At 51.7% G+C, this 18,401-nt stretch carries 19 protein-coding genes; 8 read left to right on the top strand and 11 right to left on the bottom strand.

The features are described 5' to 3' along the window. Positions 1-279: 279 nt before the first annotated feature. The 4 genes from B5F27_RS05565 to B5F27_RS05550 all read left to right on the top strand — a co-directional run bounded on the left by B5F27_RS05565 (position 280) and on the right by B5F27_RS05550 (position 3,807). Positions 280-1,035, top strand: a complete 756-nt coding sequence (locus B5F27_RS05565; protein ID WP_087365323.1) for a sigma factor — start codon at positions 280-282, stop codon at positions 1,033-1,035. Continuing rightward, positions 1,032-1,898: a hypothetical protein gene (locus tag B5F27_RS16910; RefSeq protein ID WP_162610658.1), complete on the top strand. Its 867-nt coding sequence runs from the start codon at positions 1,032-1,034 to the stop codon at positions 1,896-1,898. The genes B5F27_RS05565 and B5F27_RS16910 overlap by 4 nt, the downstream gene beginning before the upstream one ends. Positions 1,899-2,122: 224 nt before the next feature. Further along, entirely contained in the window at positions 2,123-2,518 is a 396-nt protein-coding gene (locus B5F27_RS05555) for a hypothetical protein (protein WP_087365318.1), read from the top strand. A 953-nt stretch (positions 2,519-3,471) separates the two neighbouring features. Then, positions 3,472-3,807: an IS5 family transposase gene (locus B5F27_RS05550; protein WP_087365316.1), complete on the top strand. Its 336-nt coding sequence runs from the start codon at positions 3,472-3,474 to the stop codon at positions 3,805-3,807. Positions 3,808-4,366: 559 nt separating this feature from the next. Here the strand turns inward: B5F27_RS05550 and B5F27_RS05540 are convergent. The 11 genes from B5F27_RS05540 to B5F27_RS05490 all read right to left on the bottom strand — a co-directional run bounded on the left by B5F27_RS05540 (position 4,367) and on the right by B5F27_RS05490 (position 15,079). After that, entirely contained in the window at positions 4,367-5,605 is a 1,239-nt protein-coding gene (locus tag B5F27_RS05540) for an IS256 family transposase (RefSeq protein WP_087365312.1), read from the bottom strand. A gap of 70 nt (positions 5,606-5,675) precedes the next feature. After that, positions 5,676-6,068, bottom strand: coding sequence for an IS3 family transposase (locus B5F27_RS05535; RefSeq protein WP_087365310.1), 393 nt, complete (start codon positions 6,066-6,068; stop codon positions 5,676-5,678). Further along, positions 6,065-6,373: a helix-turn-helix domain-containing protein gene (locus B5F27_RS05530; RefSeq protein ID WP_087365308.1), complete on the bottom strand. Its 309-nt coding sequence runs from the start codon at positions 6,371-6,373 to the stop codon at positions 6,065-6,067. The genes B5F27_RS05535 and B5F27_RS05530 overlap by 4 nt, the downstream gene beginning before the upstream one ends. 121 nt (positions 6,374-6,494) lie before the next feature. Then, entirely contained in the window at positions 6,495-6,920 is a 426-nt protein-coding gene (locus B5F27_RS05525; RefSeq protein WP_087325077.1) for a sigma factor-like helix-turn-helix DNA-binding protein, read from the bottom strand. Positions 6,921-7,303: 383 nt separating this feature from the next. Further along, complete coding sequence (locus B5F27_RS05520; RefSeq protein ID WP_087365306.1) at positions 7,304-7,675, bottom strand: metal-dependent transcriptional regulator; 372 nt, start codon at positions 7,673-7,675, stop codon at positions 7,304-7,306. Between the two features lie 22 nt (positions 7,676-7,697). After that, a complete protein-coding gene (locus B5F27_RS05515) occupies positions 7,698-9,446 on the bottom strand; it encodes an ABC transporter ATP-binding protein (RefSeq protein WP_087365304.1) in 1,749 nt (582 codons plus the stop codon). 1 nt (position 9,447) lies between these two features. Beyond that, positions 9,448-11,214: an ABC transporter ATP-binding protein gene (locus tag B5F27_RS05510; protein WP_087365302.1), complete on the bottom strand. Its 1,767-nt coding sequence runs from the start codon at positions 11,212-11,214 to the stop codon at positions 9,448-9,450. Between the two features lie 111 nt (positions 11,215-11,325). Next, the gene (locus B5F27_RS05505) at positions 11,326-12,282 is read right to left on the bottom strand and encodes a helix-turn-helix domain-containing protein (RefSeq protein ID WP_087365300.1); all 957 of its coding nucleotides are present in this window, start codon (positions 12,280-12,282) and stop codon (positions 11,326-11,328) included. Between the two features lie 7 nt (positions 12,283-12,289). Continuing rightward, complete coding sequence (locus B5F27_RS05500; protein ID WP_087365298.1) at positions 12,290-13,753, bottom strand: energy-coupling factor ABC transporter ATP-binding protein; 1,464 nt, start codon at positions 13,751-13,753, stop codon at positions 12,290-12,292. 13 nt (positions 13,754-13,766) lie between these two features. After that, the gene (locus tag B5F27_RS05495) at positions 13,767-14,489 is read right to left on the bottom strand and encodes an energy-coupling factor transporter transmembrane component T (RefSeq protein ID WP_087365296.1); all 723 of its coding nucleotides are present in this window, start codon (positions 14,487-14,489) and stop codon (positions 13,767-13,769) included. Beyond that, the gene (locus B5F27_RS05490) at positions 14,489-15,079 is read right to left on the bottom strand and encodes an MptD family putative ECF transporter S component (protein WP_087365294.1); all 591 of its coding nucleotides are present in this window, start codon (positions 15,077-15,079) and stop codon (positions 14,489-14,491) included. The genes B5F27_RS05495 and B5F27_RS05490 overlap by 1 nt, the downstream gene beginning before the upstream one ends. Positions 15,080-15,445: 366 nt before the next feature. Between B5F27_RS05490 and B5F27_RS05485 the strand changes: the two genes are divergently transcribed. From B5F27_RS05485 to B5F27_RS05470, 4 genes are all read left to right on the top strand, one after another. Next, positions 15,446-15,958 (top strand): hypothetical protein, encoded by a 513-nt coding sequence (locus B5F27_RS05485; protein WP_087365292.1) that lies wholly within the window; start codon positions 15,446-15,448, stop codon positions 15,956-15,958. Between the two features lie 88 nt (positions 15,959-16,046). Continuing rightward, a complete protein-coding gene (locus B5F27_RS05480; RefSeq protein ID WP_242962099.1) occupies positions 16,047-16,793 on the top strand; it encodes a methyltransferase domain-containing protein in 747 nt (248 codons plus the stop codon). 14 nt (positions 16,794-16,807) lie between these two features. Continuing rightward, entirely contained in the window at positions 16,808-17,467 is a 660-nt protein-coding gene (locus B5F27_RS05475) for an L-2-amino-thiazoline-4-carboxylic acid hydrolase (protein WP_164475005.1), read from the top strand. A 15-nt stretch (positions 17,468-17,482) separates the two neighbouring features. Next, entirely contained in the window at positions 17,483-18,346 is an 864-nt protein-coding gene (locus B5F27_RS05470; protein ID WP_087365288.1) for an alpha/beta hydrolase, read from the top strand. Positions 18,347-18,401: the final 55 nt, after the last annotated feature.

The following is an 18,401-nucleotide window of genomic DNA, read 5'->3' as shown; positions in this document are numbered from 1 at the left end:
TCCTGAATGTGGCTGTATTTTCTGGGCATAGCAAAGACCTCCTGTAGTAGTTTTATTCTACCACAGGAGGCCTTCTTTTTTCATTGTCTACTTTTACTGGAGCGGTTCAGCTGTGCGGGCGTTCTCTTTTGCGCGGCGGGGGCTTTTTTTGCCCTTACCCCCTCGCCAACGGGGCCAAACTCTGCTACACTAGAGGGGACAGAGCATCGACCCCGAAAACCCGGCGGCAGCCCCGTATCCTGCTGTTGGGGGAGCGCATATCGGAAGGGAGGCCCATCCATGCAGTTAGAGACGCAACAGCCCACGCGGCAGGCAGAACACGACCTTGTGTTCCAGGTGCAGGCGGCCCAGGCCGACCCGGCCGCCGCCGACACCCTGATCGGGCAGTACATGCCGTTTATCCGCAGCGAGACCTATAAGTTCACCCACGCGCCCATCGAGGCCGGCCACGAGGACGAGCTGAGCATCGCCACCCTGGCCTTTTACGAGGCGGCGCTGTCGTACCAGCGGGGGCGGGGGGCGTTTTTGCCCTACGCGGCCGCCGCCATACGCAACCGCCTGATCGACCACTACCGGGCCGAGCGGCGCCACGGGGGCAGCGTCTCGCTGGACGCCCCCGCCGGCGAGGACGGCCGCCTGCTGGCCGAGACCCTGCCCGACACCCGGGACGACATCGGGGCCTACGACCTGCGGGCCGCCACCCGGGCCGAGATCGAGGCGTTTGGCCGGCAGCTGGCGGGCTACGGCATCGGCTTTTCGGACGTGGCGGACAACTGCCCCCGCCAGGAGCGGACCCTGGCCGCCTGCCGGGCGGTGCTGGACTGCGCCCGGGCCAACCCCATCCTGCTGGAAAAGCTGGTGCGCACCGGGCGGCTGCCCATGCAGGACCTGGCGATGGGCTCCGGCGTGGACAAAAAGACCATCGAGCGCCACCGGAAATACCTGGTGGCCATCCTGCTGGCGTTCACCAACGGATACGAGATCATCCGGGGGCACCTGTGCCAGCTGACGCCAAAAGGAGGGAAGCAGGGATGAAATACCTTGTCATGGAGACACACCCCGCCTACGCGGTGGTGCTGGACGAGCGGGGCCGCTTTTTGAAGGCGGCCAACCTCCACTACCAGGTGGGCGAGACGGTGGAAGACGTGGTGGAGCTGCGCCTGCCCTCCGCCCGGCGGCGGCTGCGGCCGGCCTGGGGCGTGGTGGGGGCGCTGGCGGCGGCCGCCTGCCTCTGCCTGGGCTTTTTCGGCTACTGGCAGCCCAACTTTGTCCCCTACGGCACCCTGCGCATCCAGATCAACCCCGACGTGGAGCTGTCGGTCAGCAAGACCGACCGCGTGCTGGACCTGCGGGGCCTCAACGCCGACGGCGAGGCCCTGCTGGAGGGCCTGGACCTGAAGGGCGAGGACAGCGACGACGCCGTGGAGGAGCTGGTGGAGCGCGCCCTGGAACAGGGCTACCTGGTCCCGGGCGGCACGGTGTCCATCCTGGCCAGCAGCGAGGACGACGACTGGCAGATCCGGGAGGAAGCCGCCCTCCAGGCCCAGCTGGAAGCCAAGTATGGGGACAGCATCGCGGTTCACCTGGGCGCTGCCGGCACAGAGCAGGCGCCGCAGGCCCAGCCCGAACCGCCGGCCGCCCAGCCGGAGACCCCTCAGCCCGAACCGCCGGCGGCCTCTGCCCCGGCCCAGCCGGCGCCGGAACCCGCGCCCCCGGCCTCCTCCCAGGCACGGCCCGCCGGGGACCCCCAGGACGACTGGGACCCCACCGGCTCGGACTACCCCCACGACAGCGACGACGATGACGACGATGATGATGACGACGATGATGACGATGACGACGACGACGGTGATGACGGCGGCGGCGACGATTGGGACGACTGGGACGAGTACGAATGACGCGCCCCGGCTGCCGGATCAAAAATTTTGATTTTTTTGGCCGGCGGCCCCGGTTTGAGGCGGGCGGGCCCGTATCCTTTGGATGTAAGCCGAACGCAGAAGGGGAGGCCCACAAAAACTTTCCCAAAAAATTTCTGCAAGACCCCGGTTTCGGGGCAGCGGCTCCGTAAACTAAAAACAAAGGAACCGAAAACCACCCCTCAAACCATAAGGAGATGACGACCATGAAAAAGAACCGCAAGATGAGCCTGACCCTCGCCGCCGCTCTGGCCCTGACCGCCCTGACCGCCTGCGGCTCCATGTCCGCTTCCGCCGCCATCGACGCAGCCGCCGCCAAGCAGATCGCCGCCGACCACCTGGGCGTGAACGTCAGCGACCTGAAAGTGCTGGAATGCGAGCGGGACGACGGCAAGTACGAGCTGGAAGTGCTCGTGGGCGACGTCAAGTACGACTTTGAGATCGGCGCTTCCAGCGGCAAGGTGCTGGAAGTGGACCGCGACCGCCGCGACCGCGACGACTGGGACGACCGCTACGACGATGACTGGGACGATCGTTACGACGACGATTGGGACGACCGTTACGACGACGATTGGGATGACCGCTATGACGAGTGGGACTGATCCGTCCCCGCAGCCCCTGTAAAACCTCGACGGCATAAAACTACCCCGGACGTTTGTACGCGTCCGGGGTTTTGGTGTTGGGGGTTACTTTTTCTCGTCCAGCAGCACGACGCCCTGGGGCGGGTTGGCGTTGATGGCGCCCACGATAGTTGGGCGGAAAAGAAAATAGGTGCACAGAAGCCGGATGCTTTGCTCCCAAATATTCCGCTGTGGTACGCGTTTGAAAATACCTCTCCCAACACCCCTTGCTGATAACATTCTCCTCGCTTTCCCACGCCCGCAGGGAGCGCTCGCTGAGGCCGAATTGCCGGGCAAAAGCAGGGAACTTTCAATTTTTCCAGTTCTGGCGCAGCAGGTCCAGCGCGTGGGACTCCAGGCGGGAAACATCGCGCCGCCGCTAATGTAAGTCACTCGATATTTTTACGATGTAACGATTCGTTTTGATAGCCTTGGCGTGAGGGTAGCGCCGCGCTTCATGTAAGTCAGTGAAAAGTGTTGTCATATTCGACAAAACAACTGGCGCTTATTCATCAATTTGAACATAGTACATAGAAGAACGTCTTTGCCCTGTGAACTGCCCCAGAATTAGGGTGTATCTGAGAAGTCAAAAATGCTGGGATATTCGCCAAAAAGCGCCAGATGCAAGGCGCATGAGCGCCGAAACTCTTGCGCTTAGCCGATTTTCGCGGCGCGGGACGGTGCCCGCTTGCGAAAACCGGAGCGCTGCGCCAGCCGTGCCTTCGCTGCTTCGTCCGCAGGACGCGCTCGGCGCGGCTGCTTTGGTGGAATGCAAGCGAATGCAACGCAGCAGATGGGGCTTTTTGGTAGAATAGAACAGCGTTGGGGAGTTTTCAGATACACCCTAGGGTGTACCTGAAAACTCAAAATTGCACAAAAAGACAAGAAAAAGACATAAAAGGATTCTATCATAGACAGTACAAGGAAGTGATAGCATGACGATTCATCGTTATGAGGTAACAGATGCAGAATGGGCCATCATAGAACCCATGCTGCCCAAACATCATATGGGACGCCCCCAAAAGGACCTTCGCGCTCACTTCAACGGGATTCTATGGATTGCCCGCAGCGGAGCTCGTTGGGAAGACCTTCCGGCAAGGTATGGGCCGCATCAGACCGTATACAGCTGCTTTTGCCGCTGGCGTGATGACGGTACGCTGGAACGCATCTTTCACGCACTTGGTGCAAATGCAGAACTCGAAGAGCTGAATATTGATTCCACAACCAGCAAAGTATCTGAGCAGGCAAGCCGTGGTCCAAGAAAACGATGAAGCGGGACGTCTGTATTGGACGGACCCGTGGAGGAAAGAACACAAAGATTCATGCCCTGGTCAATCGGGAGGGAATACCTGTCTGTTTGTCGCTATCTGCTGGTAACTGTGCTGATTGTGATCAGGCCATCCCTCTTTTGCAGAAGTTTGGAAAAATCAAGGGCAGCAACGTTTTGGGAGATCGGGCGTATGGAGCAAAGAAAATTCGACTTTACCTTACTGAGCAGGGCGCCCAGTACACCATCCCGCCGACCAAGAATCTGCTTCATCCCTGGAAATATGACCGGCAAACTTACAAGCGCCGGAATGTAATAGAGCGCTGTTTTTGTCGATTGAAAGACTTCAGGCGGATCGCTACCCGATATGATAAGAGAGCGGATTCGGGTCACTCCCAAATTTTGTGTAAAGTCCAATGAGTGCAGGAATAGAGCGAAATTTATATGTAGGCGGCAGCGGCTTGACCGTCTGCCGCCTATGTCTACAACATAACGCCGGTGGGGATGGATGTCAAGGGCGGCGAAGCCGTTCATTTAACCCTTGACATCCAGACACAGCGGTGTTACTCAGGCATACGCTCGGCGAAGTAGATCGCCATCTGTGCATGGATCATGCTCCAGTCCTGCCGCCGGCCGGTCCACTTTTTGGTAATATCCATCATGGCCAGATACAACATTTTCAGCAGGCTGTCATCGGTGGGGAATACGGATTTGGACTTGGTCACCTTGCGCAGCTGGCGGTTGAAGCCCTCAATGGTATTGGTGGTATAGATCAGCCGCCGGACCTCCTGGGGATACTTGAAGTAGGTGCTCAGGTTGGCCCAGTTGTCCCTCCAGGACTGGGAAATTTTCGGGTATTTTTTGTCCCAGTGTTCTCCAAAGACGTCCAGGGCATCCAGAGCGGACTGCTCATCCACGGCGGCATAGACTGCCTTCAGGTCGGTCATGAGAGCTTTAAGGTCTTTGTAAGACACATACTTGCTGGAATTGCGAAGCTGGTGAATGATACAGTTCTGGATCTCGGTCTTGGGAAATACTGCATGGATAGCTGCGTCAAATCCCGTAAGATTGTCGGTACAGGCAATGAAAATGTCCTCTACACCGCGGTTTTTCAAGCCATTCAATACGGTTGCCCAGAACTTGGCGCTCTCATTTTCGCCGACCCACATCCCCAGAACATCTTTCCTCCCATCCAGATCGATGCCAATGGCAATGTAAACGGCCTTTTTCACGATCTGGCCCTCGCTGCGGACGTGGTAGTGAATAGCATCCAGGAACACCACCGCATAAATGGACTCCAGAGGCCTCTGCTGCCACTCTTTGGCGATGGGAAGGATCTTGTCCGTGATCCGGCTTATGGTGCTGTCCGATACCGAAATCCCGTAGATGTCCTGGATATGGGCCTCAATATCGCTGGTGGTCATGCCCTTGGCGTACATGGACAGGATCTTTTCCTCAACGTCCTGGCTGATGCTGGTCTGACCCTTTTTCAGCACCTGGGGTTCAAATTCCCCTTTCCGGTCCCGGGGGACCGAGACTTCCACGTCTCCAAAGCTGGTCCGAAGCGTCTTGCTGCTATGACCATTCCGGCTGTTGTCTGTAGCCTTGTTCTTGTAGTCATATCTGCTGTAGCCCAGGTCCTCATCCAGCTCTGCCTCCAGACCGTTCTCCATGAATTCGGCAATGGTCTCCTTGAACAGATTCTGGATGTCATCCATACTGCCGATGTTTGCCATCTGCAAGAGTTCACGGATTTTCTCTCGACGGGCGTTTTCTTCCGGGGTGCGGTTCTTTCTGGCCATATGCTAATCCTCCTGTATGATGCTTCTATTCTACACCTCTCAGGAAGTTTACACAAATTATGGGACAGTCTTACTTTTGATTTGGATGTGTAGCATTGAATTCACGATTCAGAAGGTTTTGGTATTTGTGGACCTGCCAGCCCATCTGGACCCATTTTCTTCTGCGGCGTATCTCACTTAAAAGATCGTATTTGTGCATAATTCTTAAAATTGTCTTGGGGTTTTTGACGATTCCTTCGCTGTCCAGCCAGAGTTTTATCCTTCGGTATCCATATGTTCTTCTGCTGGATTCCTGCTTCGCCCGAATCTTTTCTGCAAGTTCCAGATCTTTTGCAGGGTGCTGCATCTGTTTGACATACTTGTAATAACCGCTTCGGGAAACCTTTAGCATCCTGCACATCTGTACGATTGGATACTTCATACGATGGCGGTGGATAACAGCATATTTAAATCCTGGCTTCACCTCCTCCCCATGGATCGCATAAAATCCCGCAGCAGCTCATTCTCCATTCTCAGTCGCTGGATGATATATGTCTGTTCTGCTACAATATCTCTCGGCTCAGAGTCTTTGCGTGGCCTGCCTTTTTTCCGCGGAACAATTCCCGCCTTGCGTTTGCGCTGTCGTTCATTATACCGTGATACCCAATTATGAACCTGCGAGTATTCCATGCCTAGTCTCCGGGCGATTTCGCGGTTGGTAATACCCTCGCTTTTCCATTGCAGAATTTCTTTCTCATATTGATTTATTTTCGTGTATTTTCTGGGCATAGCAAAACCTCCTCGTGTAGTTCTATTATCCTACACGGGGAGGTTTTTTGTCTATTGTCTACTTTTTACGGACCTGTTCAGGGGGTATCCTTTACCGGCTTGTGTTTTATTATTTCTAAATTTATGAATCGATTTCTAGTAGCCATGCCAGCCGTTCAAGCCCGCATTGGATACTTTTTCCTACCCGGCGCTGGTCAACCCTCTCTTTCCGTGCAATCTCCGCAATTGTCCTACCCAAGTAGAATCGTGCATATATTCTCCTTCTTTGGGCGGGTGGCAGCTTTCGGATTGCATTCTGCAATTCTATATATAACCATTTATTCTCTATGATATTTTCTGGAGCTAGGGGTTGTACTAAAAGGCAGCCTTCTATTCCGTCTCCATGGTCCAGAGAATAGTAAGCCTTATACCTGAACTTCTGGCGCTCGTATGTAGCTTCTACCCGTTGACTTGTCTGAATTGCAGCCCATACTTCGTCAGTCACCTCCACAAAGATATCGGCGCTATATATATCAGGATACAGTTCCCGCAGATTGATTTCCTTCATTGATACCTCCATTACGGTTCACGAATCAACGAGTGAACACGAACAGAGGTGGTGGGCGACACTGTTCAGTGAATCCCACACTTTTGTCAAAAGTCCAATAGAACCTTTTAAATGGATACGATAATGCCCATCCAAAGGTAGAGATAGAGGGATAGATAGCTAGAATTTTTTTGGTTGATTGCTAAAACATCCCAGACGAGATCGAGGTTCTTTATATTTCACAGCGGTTTCTCCGAAATAGTTTACTCTTATGAATACACAAAAAGAGTGACGGCCTTGATGTGTTTCAAAGCCGTCATCGGGGCGATATTGTTGATTGAGTACACGAAAATATCTGCCCCGCACCGGTTTTTTCCTTGTCAGGTGGATTACTCTTGTCGGGTTTAATTTTTCCCTTCTGCAGCTGCCTCTTTCAGCCGAGAAAAGCTCTCATCGCTGATGATGTGTTCAATCCGGCAGGCATCGGCCTCCGCTGTCTTGGGGTCAACGCCTGCGGCGATAAGCTGCTCGGTAAAGAAACAATGGCGCTCGTAGATTTTTTCGGCAACCTCGCGGCCCACATCGGTCAGATGGAGAAAGTGATCTTCATCCATTGTGAGAAAACCGCCGTCCCGCAAAATCGCTACTGCATGACTTACACTCGGCTTTGTAATCTTTAGGTGCCGGGCAACATCCACGGAGCGTACCATGCCCATTTTCTTTTGGAGAACAAGGATAGCCTCCAGGTAATCTTCTCCCGACGCATGAAGTTTCATGTTGCGGTTCTCCCTCAAATTATCAGGCAATGCTCCAGCCCTCTGCCTGCTCACGGATTGTAATGAAACGGCGATAAAGACCTTCCTGCTGAACAAGCTGCTGATGTGTTCCTTTCTGAACAACTTGACCTTTATCCACCACTAAAATCTGGTCAGCGTGTTCAATCGTTGCCAGACGGTGGGCGATAACGATAACCGTTTTTCCAATGGTCAATTCACTGATTGCCTGCTGGATCAGATGCTCATTTTCGGGGTCAATACTTGCTGTTGCTTCATCAAAAATTACAATGTTGGCATTTTTCAAAATGGCGCGGGCAATAGAAATGCGCTGTTTTTCTCCGCCAGACAGCGTAGAGCCGCCCTCACCGATCACCGTTTCATATCCATCGGGAAGAGCCATAATGAAGTCGTGGCACCGAGCCTTTTTCGCAGCTTCTATAATTTCTTCCTGCGTTGCACTTGGATTGCCGAAACGGATGTTGTTTTCAATGGTATCGTGGAACAGGTAGACCTTTTGAAAGACCATCGAGATATTGCGGAGCAAACTGTCACAGGTCATGTTCCGCACATCCTCACCGCCTACTGTGACCTTGCCGCTGTCCACATCATAGAAACGGGCAATCAGGTTGCAAATCGTGGTCTTGCCGCTGCCAGATGGCCCTACAATGGCCGTAGTGCTGCCCTGGGGGATGGAAAAGCTGATATTCCGCAAAACAGGGACTTTATCGTAGGAGAATGTCACATCACGGAAAGCAATGTCTGTGTTCTGCAAAGAAATATCTTTCCCGTCTTTGTCTATAATGTCAGCGTGTTCAATGCCGTCCAGTTTATCCAGCGTAGCATCAATGACCTCCAATACATGGGCGGCGTTGTTCATGGCTTCCACACTTCCAAAGATCATAAAGGAGAACATATCCAGCATAAGCATGGTAGGAAGTTCCATACTACCGTTATAGGTCAGCATAGCAGCCACAGCTACAATGGCAATAGAGGCGGCTTTCAGAGAAAACAGGTGCAGGCAGTTGAAGGGCATATATTCCACTTCAATTTTGATATTGATTTTCTTGCTGTCGTTGTATGCTTTGCGGATACCGGCAATAGACACGCCTTCCTGCTTAAAGGCTTTCACCACCTGCATCCCTCGCAGATACTCGATGGAGCTTTCCACCATATCGTCCTGTGCCTTTTGATGGATAGGCGCGTTTTGGTGGCTGCGTGCCTCCAACAGATGGAGGAATAGGGCAGACAGAAGGACACCAGCCAGAGCAATTCCTCCCGCCAGAGGACTATAAAATGCAAGGAACAATATCAGGACGATAACGGTGATATAGCCATTAACAACGGTGTTGACCATATTCATGGCGAACATTTCCATAAACGAGAGGTCGGTTGTGGCCGCTGCGGACAGTTCGCCCATATTGTTCTTACTGAAAAAGCCCAGCGACACCCGTTTCAAAATATCTCCCAGCCGTATTCTCTCGTCAGCGGTTGCTTCATAACCGACACTTTCCTGCGTGATAGCTCGGAGATATGAGAACAGGTATCGGCCAAATACAGCTAAAATCATGGCCCCCAGCATGATCCAGATGTCCCGGCCCTCCAATGGTTTAACGCCATTGAAGTCATCCAGAACAGCACTCAGTCCCTTTGCAGCCAGCATAATAGGAATTGCGGTAAAAATGCTATGAATGAAAGCGTAGATAAACCCGATGTAAATACGCCGTTTATATTTTCCTGTCCATTGGATCAGTCGATTTACAATGCGAAACATATCAGTTACCCCCTTTCCCGGAACCGGCAGACCAATTCTGCGCTCCGATATGCGCCTCCCACATATCCCGATAGAGGGCATCGCCATCTAAAAGCTGCTGATGCGTGCCCGTATTCTCAACCTGTCCGTTTTGCAGGACAATAATCTGGTCGGCATTTTTGATGGTGGACAGACGATGAGCAATTACGAGTAAAGTTTTCCCTTTTGTTAATGCGGCGATGGATTGCTGGATCTTTTCTTCGTTCTCCTGATCGGTGAACGCAGTTGCCTCATCCAAAATCACGATGGGGGCATTTTTCAAAATCATGCGGGCGATGGAAATACGCTGCTTTTCACCGCCCGAAAGCCGGTTCCCCGCATCCCCGGCCATCGTGTCATAGCCATTGTCCAATTTCCGTATAAATTCATCACAGCAGGCAGCTTTTGCTGCCGCATATACTTCTTCGTCCGTAGCATCAGGGTTTCCCAGCCGAATATTTTCCTTGATGGAGCAGTTGAACAGGAAGTTATCCTGTGTAACAAAGCTGACAATATCGGCAAGCTGGGCCAGCGGCATACTGCGAATGTCCACACCGCCAATGGTGATTTTCCCATCGTTCACATCCCAAAAACGGGCAATCAAGCGGGCGATGGTGGACTTGCCGCCGCCGGATGGGCCGACAAGCGCCGTAAACTTTCCTTCCAGGATTTTCAGATTGATATGGGAAAGCACCTGTTTACCGTTCTCTTTATCATAAGAGAACGAAACATCCTGAAGTTGAATATCTTTGGACTGCACCTCCACTGGTTTTCCAGTATCGGGCAGTTCTTCCACATGGAGCAGCTTATCTACATCGTGTACGGCATACTCAACCGTTTTCGTTTCATTGACATAGGTGGTAAAGTTCATTAGTGGGCCTACAATCCCCAGCGAGAGGATCAGGCACATCACAAGATCCTGCGGGGCCAGGCTGCCGGTCCAGTAGAGATACATACCAATCGGGAGCGTTCCCAGGAAGGTGGAAGGCAATACCGCAGAAATAAAATTCATCAACTTCCAGGTGCTTTGATACCATTTGAGGGTGTAGTCCTTGAAAGATTGAACCGCCTTCGTGAATTTTTCATAGGAACTGGAGGACTGATTAAACGCCTTGATAACTTCAATGCCCTCCACATACTCTACAATTACGCCGTTCACATAGTTGTTGGACTCCATGTAATCGGCATAGAGCTTATTAAAATTCTTCATCATTATGGCAAAGGCGATAAAAGCGAGAGGCACAGTCACCAGCATAGCCAGAGCCATATGCCAGTCAATGCAGACCAGATAGACAAAGACTGCCACGGGGAGCAGCAGGTTTGAGATACACTCCGGGATCATGTGGGCCAGTGGCAGCTCAATCGTTTCCACCCGGTCTACCAATACGCTTTTCAGCTTACCCACAGACTCGCCGATGACTGTCCCCAGCGGTGCTTTCATCAGCCGCTGGGCAAGGGTCAAGCGAATATTTTCCAAAATGGTGTAGGCAGATATGTGGGACAGACTCGTTGAAATACCATAGAGCAAGAAGCGTATCGCATAAGCGCCAAGTCCAATCCAGCACCATTTCCAAACCTCTGCCATCACAGGTGAACCGTCGATAAAGAGTGTGATAATTTGGTAAACACTCCAATAAGGTATCAGTCCGGCAACCACACTGATGATTGCACATAAAACGGACAGGACAATCTTGCCCCGGCACTGTGAAGCAAAGGAAAACACAATAGAAATCCAGCTTTTCTGCTTCATTTCCTTTCCTCCTTTAGCAAAAAATTAGAGAGCACCAATCTCTTTGGTACTCTCTAAGTATTACAGGTATTCAATTTGTCTGCCACTCTGCGAAGCCTCGTTTTGCTCCATTTAGATTTTTATTTTTCGATATTCCAGCGGTGTTTTCCCTTTGACTTTTTTGAACGCTTCGGAGAATTTGCTGGTGTTCGTATAACCGACTTTTCCGGCAATCACTGTGATCGGTTCATCCGTTTGTGTGAGAAGGGACGCCGCCAGGTCCATACGATAATTTCGCATATAGGTATAAATAGCGGAGCCATACACGCCCTTAAAGCACTGCTTCAGAGCAGAAGTGGAAATATCGAACTTTTCAGAAAGCTCCTCCATTGTGAAATGGTGCTCCGGCTCATTTGTCATAAACGACATGATAGCCTTGACTTTCTCTACCTGCGTTTTATAAAAATAGGGACGTTCCACACCTAAGACCGTAGGGTCTACCGTCCTGAGCGTGACCAACAGTTCTAACACCTTTACCCTGAGATATTCCAGACGGATATTTTCCGGCACCTGGTACAGTTCCGAAATCACATGGTCGGGAACGGAATTTCCGTGCATAATGAAAGGTCGAGTCTTTAAGGTGAATTGCTGCTCGATTTGCTCCAGGTCAATGGAAAACAGGGACAAGAGATCCCCCAATCCCTCTACCGCTTCAGGAACAGAGATCGTAATTGTGATCCCGTGGTAATGGCTTACGGGAAAGCTGCAATGGTTGTTTTCCGTGGCAGAACTGTCCAGCATAATATCGCCGGACGCAAGATAAAGATAAGCGCCATTGCTGACTTCCCACTCGACGCGGCCTTCTCTGCAATGGTGAATTGCAAAAGTGTGCGTATTTTGTTCAAACTTCCTTGACGGGCAGTGCTCCATGTGAAAATCATTATACATGACACCTATTCCGGGATATACTTCATAATAGGTTGCAGTTCCGTCTCCTGTTTCATTTTTCATTTGGTAGACCGAGCAGGATTCATCCCGGCAGAGCAAATTCATATTTTGCTGCGAGAAAAACAGGTCGCTTCTGTTCAAACTGAAATCACCTCGATTCTATAAAAAAATTTTGGAGGCGCTGGAGCCCTGCGGCATCCAGTGCATATTGTTCCTGTACCATACCATGCTCCAAATGCAGAACATGAGTACAGCAACTGACGATCAGCTCATAATCATGGGTGATGACAAGAGATGTCTTTCCCATTTTCTGTATCGTCACAAGTTCATCAGCCACTTCTTTCATGTGCTGTAAATCCAGACCGCTGGTAGGTTCATCCAGCACTAAAATCTTACGTTCAGAAACAAGAGCGGTGGCAATCGCCACCCGCTGCTTCTGCCCGCCGGAGAGCGCCATCGGGTGTCTCTCCTTAAACTGCAACAAATCCAATCTGTCAAGAACCGCGTCCGCCTTGTCGGGAGCTGGCTCCGCCATACTGATGAGCATTTCTTCCTCTGTGCTTTCCGTAAACAGCTGATGGTTGACATCCTGCATGACCATATAGCACAGAGATAGCCTTTGTTTTCTATTATACGGCTTCCCGTCCACTTTCACAATGCCCTTGCAGTGTTTCTCCAGACCACAGAGGCAGCGGGCCAGAGTGGATTTTCCCGCTCCGTTATGGCCGATTACTGCAATCACGCCCGCCTGTGGTAGCGAAAGACTGTCAATATCCAGCGCATCCCTCTGCTTTGTATAAGCAAAACGAAAATTCTCACATTCGATAGAACCACTGCTTGCAACAGGATGTGCTGTCACAGGGAACGCGCCCAGGTCAAAAGGCCGCAGCCCCATTTCTGCCTGTTGCGTCACGGACAGTTTAAGTGCATCCAGAGCCAAGTAATCTTTTTCAATTCTCCCATCTTTTAGATACACAACACGGTCTATCAACTCTTTCAGATAATAGAGCCGATGTTCCGCAATAATAACTGTTTTCCCTTGCTGTTTCCAAATCTGGATCATCCGGCGCAGATCTTTTGTGGCTGACATATCCAGATTAGAAGATGGTTCGTCCAGAACGATGATGGGCGGATTACTGGCCGACACGGAGGCACAAGCAATTTTCTGCTTTTCTCCGCCGGAAAGAGAAAAGATATTTTTCCCCAGCAGATTGTCCATATCAAACTGTTCCGCAGTTGATTTCACCCGCTGAATGATTTCTTCTTCAGGCAAGCCCTGATTTTCGCATCCAAAAGCCAGTTCGCTGGTGGAGTCCACCGTAAAAAACTGCGTGCGGGGATTTTGAAAAACGCTCCCCACATATTTCGCTGTTTCATAGAGTGGAAGTCTGCTGATGTTCTTGCCATCCAGCAGGACTTCGCCGCTTAACTCGCCCTCATAATAATTCGGGATCAGCCCATTCACCAACCGAGTCAGGGTTGTTTTTCCGCAGCCAGATTGCCCACACAAAAGGATAACTTGCCCGTCCGGGATGATTAAGTCAATGTTTACAAGCCCACCGGCATCCGTTCCCCCGGCATATCGAAAATTGATATTGCGAAGTTCAATCATAGACTCCTTCCTCCTAACAAATAAAGAAACCGACCCAACAAGGTATCGCCAGCAGGAAGAAGAAAATGTCCAAAGGCCCAAAGCCAATTTTACAAATGTTTGTCCGTTTCTGCGGCGCTCCAAGCCCTCGCGTGAGAGCCGCCGCAGACAGTTCTTCTCCGATTTTGGCAATCGACATCATCAGAGGAACCACCCGGTATTCCAGCATCTTCATGGGACTGCGGAGAGTAGTGATGCCGCGCATCTTCATGGCATCCCGTATAGCCGCATATTCCTCTTTTACCGTCGGGAAGAAACGAAACACCACGGACACGGGGATTACTATTTTCTCGGGAACATGCATCCGCTCCATAGCTGCGACAAATTCGCTAACAGTTGTAGTGCTTACCAGATAATATCCCATGATAAATCCGGGAAGCATGTGCGTATAAATCCCGACTGCAGCTCCCAGGATAAAATTCCATGTACCAGTGAGCAGCGGCAATACTGTTAATTCCAACGCAAACAAAATGGCGTATGTAACCGCAAATCTGGCTGCGGCCACCCATTTCCTTGAAAGAAGTAAAAAAATGATGGGGCAAGCCATTAGACACGGACGGACAAAATTCATAAACCCGCCAGTGCCGCCGGTAATCATAATGGTGCTGACTGTAACTGTCAAAAACAGTTTTGTCCTCGGATCGGTGGGAATAACAGCTTTGCTTTCAAATTTTAGCGTTGTAACCGCCGCACCCATCAGGCAATCCCCGCCTTTTCAAAATGCTTCTTCAACACAGCTTTACCAAGAAGCGCCCCCAAAATGCCACCGATAAAGGTGACTACAAACAGAACTGGATACATCCAGCCAGGAGTATAGGACATGAGTGTGTCTACATATTCCTGCCCATAGCTACTTACAAGTGAAGCGAAGAAGGTATCACGGGTCAAAAACATCCGGCTCACATAGCCCATGATCCAAAGGGAAAACACCCCGTTACCAAGGAGCGTACACTTCCAGCTTTGATATTTTCCGGCTCGCAAAATGACATCACCCAGGACACCAAAGATGATGCCAAAAATCAGAACCAACACACCGCTGCCCATGATTAAATTCAGCAAGCCAAGGATAATGCCGGTCAGGGATACCATACCAAACTTCTTGATCTTTGTTAAGTACAGCATAAAGGGAATACCGCACAGGATGGGGCACACCAGTCCAAGAAGCGGGATAAAGATAGGGATATACCCCAGCATCATGCCCGCAAAGAAAATGACAAAATAGATGGCGGTGAAAATGCCTACATTGATAAGGTCTTTTGCTTGCAATTTGTTGCTTTTCAATTCCATTCTCTACATACCTCCACTGTGGTTAGGGCAAGCTAACTTGTCACCCTAAAAATTTGCGAAACATGATTTCGCATGATTTGATTTTATCATAAGCCAAATGGGTTGTGCCACTCTGGATAGTTCAAAAATACTCCGTTTGGTTTTGCTTTTTAGTACAATAAATGCGGAGATATGAACCTCCGCATTTACCATCAAATAAAAAGTATTTCTAATCGAATGATTTCCTCCACCTGTGCTTTTAGCAATCCATCGGCTCTAACCTCTTGCTTTCATATTGCTTTTTCATGCAGGATAAGATATACTAAATACATATCGGTTAGTTTTTGCTAACCCTCTGGCTTGCTTAAAAGTAGAAGGGGGATGTATATGAACTGGACGCGCACATTCTTGGACGGGCTCGCCATGGCGGCCTATTTTAACCTGTTCGCCGCGGCGGTGGCGCTGTATAGGCCCCGGCTGATGTTTCCCTGCTATCCGCCCGCCATCATCAAGGCGGCAAAAGATCCGCCGACAAAGGCCGAAAACCGTTTTTACCGGCTTTGGATCTGCTTCGGGGAGTGGCTGCCCCTCCTTCTCTATGGTGCGGTCAGCACTGTGGAGGGTGGGACAACCGGCTTCTGGCGTTTGGCCCTGACGGGATATATCCAGTGGATGGTCGTCAATGTCTGTGATCTGCTTTTTCTGGACTTCTGGCTGATACAGAAAAAAGCAAAACGCCGTTTTATCATCTCAGGAACCGAAGGGCACCCAGGCTATGGGTTCAAAGCCTGGATGAAGGAATACGCTCTGCCGGAGCATCTGCTCCAGTGGCCGCTCTTGCTGTGCCCCCTCATGGCGGCGGCCCAGGCGGGATTGTGTCTGCTGCTGCAAAAAATTTGATAATAAGGAGATGGTTCAAATGAAGCAAAATCAAGTTCAGCAAAAAGAAATCCGCCTTGGGACGCATGGGGAACATTACGGGAGCTGGATGTCAAACCCTGTTTTCTATGTGATAGGCGCCCTTTTGGCGTTGTCTGCGGTACTGGCGGTACTGTCCTTTGCGGTGTTCCATATCACGGCGCTTGGTGTGGTGTTCGTGATTGCCGCAGTGATTCTGCTGGCGCTGCTCCTGTGGTGCGCCTGGATACGGCGGCAGTATGCCTTTGGGGGCGGCGGCATGATGGAGCAGGTCCACCAAATCGTCCTCTCTCATCTGAATTTTGACGGGCAAGGGCAGCTTCTGGAAGTAGGCTGCGGCTCCGGGCCATTGTCCATCCGGGTGGCCCTGATGTGGCCGGAGGCAAAAGTAACGGGCATTGACTATTGGGGCGCAGACTTCGGCTACAACCAGACTATGTGCGAGAAAAACGCCGCAAGCGAAGGTGTAGCCGCCCGGTGCCGGTTCCAGCATGGGGACGCCAACAAGCTGGACTTCCCGGACAAGAGTTTCGACGCCGTGGTGAGCAACTATGTCTATCACAACATCATGGGTTCGGATAAACGGGCGCTGCTGCTGGAGACCCTGCGGGTGCTGAAAAAAGGCGGCGTGTTCGCCCTCAACGACAACATGAAGCCCCGGGCGTACGGAGACATGGAGGCCTTCGCCCAGGAGCTGCGGGACATGGGCTATGAGGACGTGCGCCTCATCGACACCGCCCAGGAGGCTTTCGGTTCCCGCCGGCGGGCGGCCATGATGATGCTGGGCGACTCCCGGATGCTGGTGGGGCGGAAGTAAGACGGAGGTTTGTCATGACCTATACATATTGTGAAAGGCTGATGTGGGCTGCCATCGCTCCTGCCGCATTTCGGTATCTGGCAAGGCAGGAGTTGGGATGGGATATTTCTGCGTTGAAGCAGCTCTCTAAGCAGATTTACCGGCAAATGGTATCCCGTACCCCGGATATTGGCTCCATGATGGAAAACCCGTTGCGGGTCTGCCTAACTGGTGGAATTCTATGGCTGTCTATCTATAAGGCGGCAGAAGAAAAAATGAGTGAAAAGCGCTTTGAGGGCATGGTAAGTGCCAGTATGCGTTCTCCTCTGGTTGTGGCTGCCTTCCGGGGCAAAGCCAAGACTGCATTTACTTTGAAGGCTCAATATAAGCGAGCAGCGACTGCATCTTTGGCGGATGCAGATAGGAACCCCTTTCAGTGGAATGCCGAGGTCATCTTCGGCCGGGATGCAGAGGAATATACGATCCTTTACCACCAGTGCGGTCTGTGTGCCCTGGGCCGACAGGAGGGCCTTCCTCATCTGGTTCCCTATCTATGCGCTCTGGACACGATGTCCGTCGACTGGATGGGTGGGCGGCTCTACCGTACCAAAACACTGGCTACCGGCGGAGACTGTTGTGACTTTTATATCTGCAAAAAGGGTTCCCGTTGGGACAAAGAACGGCAGGGAAAATAGAAAGAGGAAGATTTGATGACGCTTGCGGAGTTTCGCCGGGTTTATCCAACCGCTGCCTTCACGGTCAGCAGCGGGAAACTCTTTACCTATCGCTACTATCAAAATCCCCAGGCCAAAGCCACGCTGGTCCTGCTCACGGGCGGCATTGGGCTGTCCGACCTGTTTTATAAGCACTTTGCCCGGTTCGCCAGGGATTTTTCGGTGCTGACCTTTGACTATCAGCTCCAGTTCGGGGACAACGGCGAGTTTGCCGATGCCGTGGCTGAACTACTCCGCCACCTGAAAGAAAAGGTCTGGCTGGTGGGACAGTCCCTGGGCGGCGTAGTGGCCCAGGTCATCGCCTCCCGCCACCCGGAAGTGGTGGAGGGGCTGGTCCTCTCCAACACCTGCTCGCTGTCCGGCAACATGAGCAAGGCCGGGTATCAGGATCTGATGAAGATAATCGAAAGCCAGCGGAAGTTCAAAAAATGGCTTGCCTTCCTGCCGTTTCCGCTCATCAAGCGGATGATGAGATGGGCGGTGATGAAAAAGAAAACCGATGGCTTTACAGCCCAGGAAAAGGCCGCTATGGAGGAACTGTGCGGCGCTATGATGGAACTGCTCACCAAGCCCTATGAACAGCACATGATTGACTTTCTCTGTGACGCAGAACACTACTTTGGCATGACCCGCAATGATTTTGCCCCGTGGGAGGGGCGGGTGCTGCTGATTTTGTCCGAGGACGACACCACCTTCACCCCGGCCTGCCGGGAGGACCTGATCGCCCTGATGCCAAGTCCCACGGTGGTCACCGACCTGACCGGCGGCCACCTGGCGCTGATGGTGCGGTTAGAGCAATACGCGGATCTGGTGACTGAATTTATTCAGGGACGCACATAAGGAAGAAAGAATCAACAAGTATTTGTGGATACAGATTCGGAAGATAAATAAACCG

This window comes from Faecalibacterium sp. An192, assembly GCF_002160175.1.
GTDB lineage: Bacteria > Bacillota > Clostridia > Oscillospirales > Ruminococcaceae > Faecalibacterium.
This window is presented reverse-complemented; position numbering and strand designations above follow the sequence as displayed.

Coding starts and splice junctions, on each gene's coding strand:
- B5F27_RS05490 (WP_087365294.1), bottom strand. CDS start 15,079: ATGGAATTGAAAAGCAACAAATTGCAAGCAAAAGACCTTATCAATGTA.
- B5F27_RS05475 (WP_164475005.1), top strand. CDS start 16,808: ATGACCTATACATATTGTGAAAGGCTGATGTGGGCTGCCATCGCTCCT.
- B5F27_RS05565 (WP_087365323.1), top strand. CDS start 280: ATGCAGTTAGAGACGCAACAGCCCACGCGGCAGGCAGAACACGACCTT.
- B5F27_RS05495 (WP_087365296.1), bottom strand. CDS start 14,489: ATGGGTGCGGCGGTTACAACGCTAAAATTTGAAAGCAAAGCTGTTATT.
- B5F27_RS05530 (WP_087365308.1), bottom strand. CDS start 6,373: ATGCCCAGAAAATACACGAAAATAAATCAATATGAGAAAGAAATTCTG.
- B5F27_RS05525 (WP_087325077.1), bottom strand. CDS start 6,920: ATGAAGGAAATCAATCTGCGGGAACTGTATCCTGATATATATAGCGCC.
- B5F27_RS05500 (WP_087365298.1), bottom strand. CDS start 13,753: ATGATTGAACTTCGCAATATCAATTTTCGATATGCCGGGGGAACGGAT.
- B5F27_RS05485 (WP_087365292.1), top strand. CDS start 15,446: ATGAACTGGACGCGCACATTCTTGGACGGGCTCGCCATGGCGGCCTAT.
- B5F27_RS05555 (WP_087365318.1), top strand. CDS start 2,123: ATGAAAAAGAACCGCAAGATGAGCCTGACCCTCGCCGCCGCTCTGGCC.
- B5F27_RS05480 (WP_242962099.1), top strand. CDS start 16,047: ATGTCAAACCCTGTTTTCTATGTGATAGGCGCCCTTTTGGCGTTGTCT.
- B5F27_RS05510 (WP_087365302.1), bottom strand. CDS start 11,214: ATGAAGCAGAAAAGCTGGATTTCTATTGTGTTTTCCTTTGCTTCACAG.
- B5F27_RS05515 (WP_087365304.1), bottom strand. CDS start 9,446: ATGTTTCGCATTGTAAATCGACTGATCCAATGGACAGGAAAATATAAA.
- B5F27_RS16910 (WP_162610658.1), top strand. CDS start 1,032: ATGAAATACCTTGTCATGGAGACACACCCCGCCTACGCGGTGGTGCTG.
- B5F27_RS05470 (WP_087365288.1), top strand. CDS start 17,483: ATGACGCTTGCGGAGTTTCGCCGGGTTTATCCAACCGCTGCCTTCACG.
- B5F27_RS05540 (WP_087365312.1), bottom strand. CDS start 5,605: ATGGCCAGAAAGAACCGCACCCCGGAAGAAAACGCCCGTCGAGAGAAA.
- B5F27_RS05550 (WP_087365316.1), top strand. CDS start 3,472: ATGACGATTCATCGTTATGAGGTAACAGATGCAGAATGGGCCATCATA.
- B5F27_RS05520 (WP_087365306.1), bottom strand. CDS start 7,675: ATGAAACTTCATGCGTCGGGAGAAGATTACCTGGAGGCTATCCTTGTT.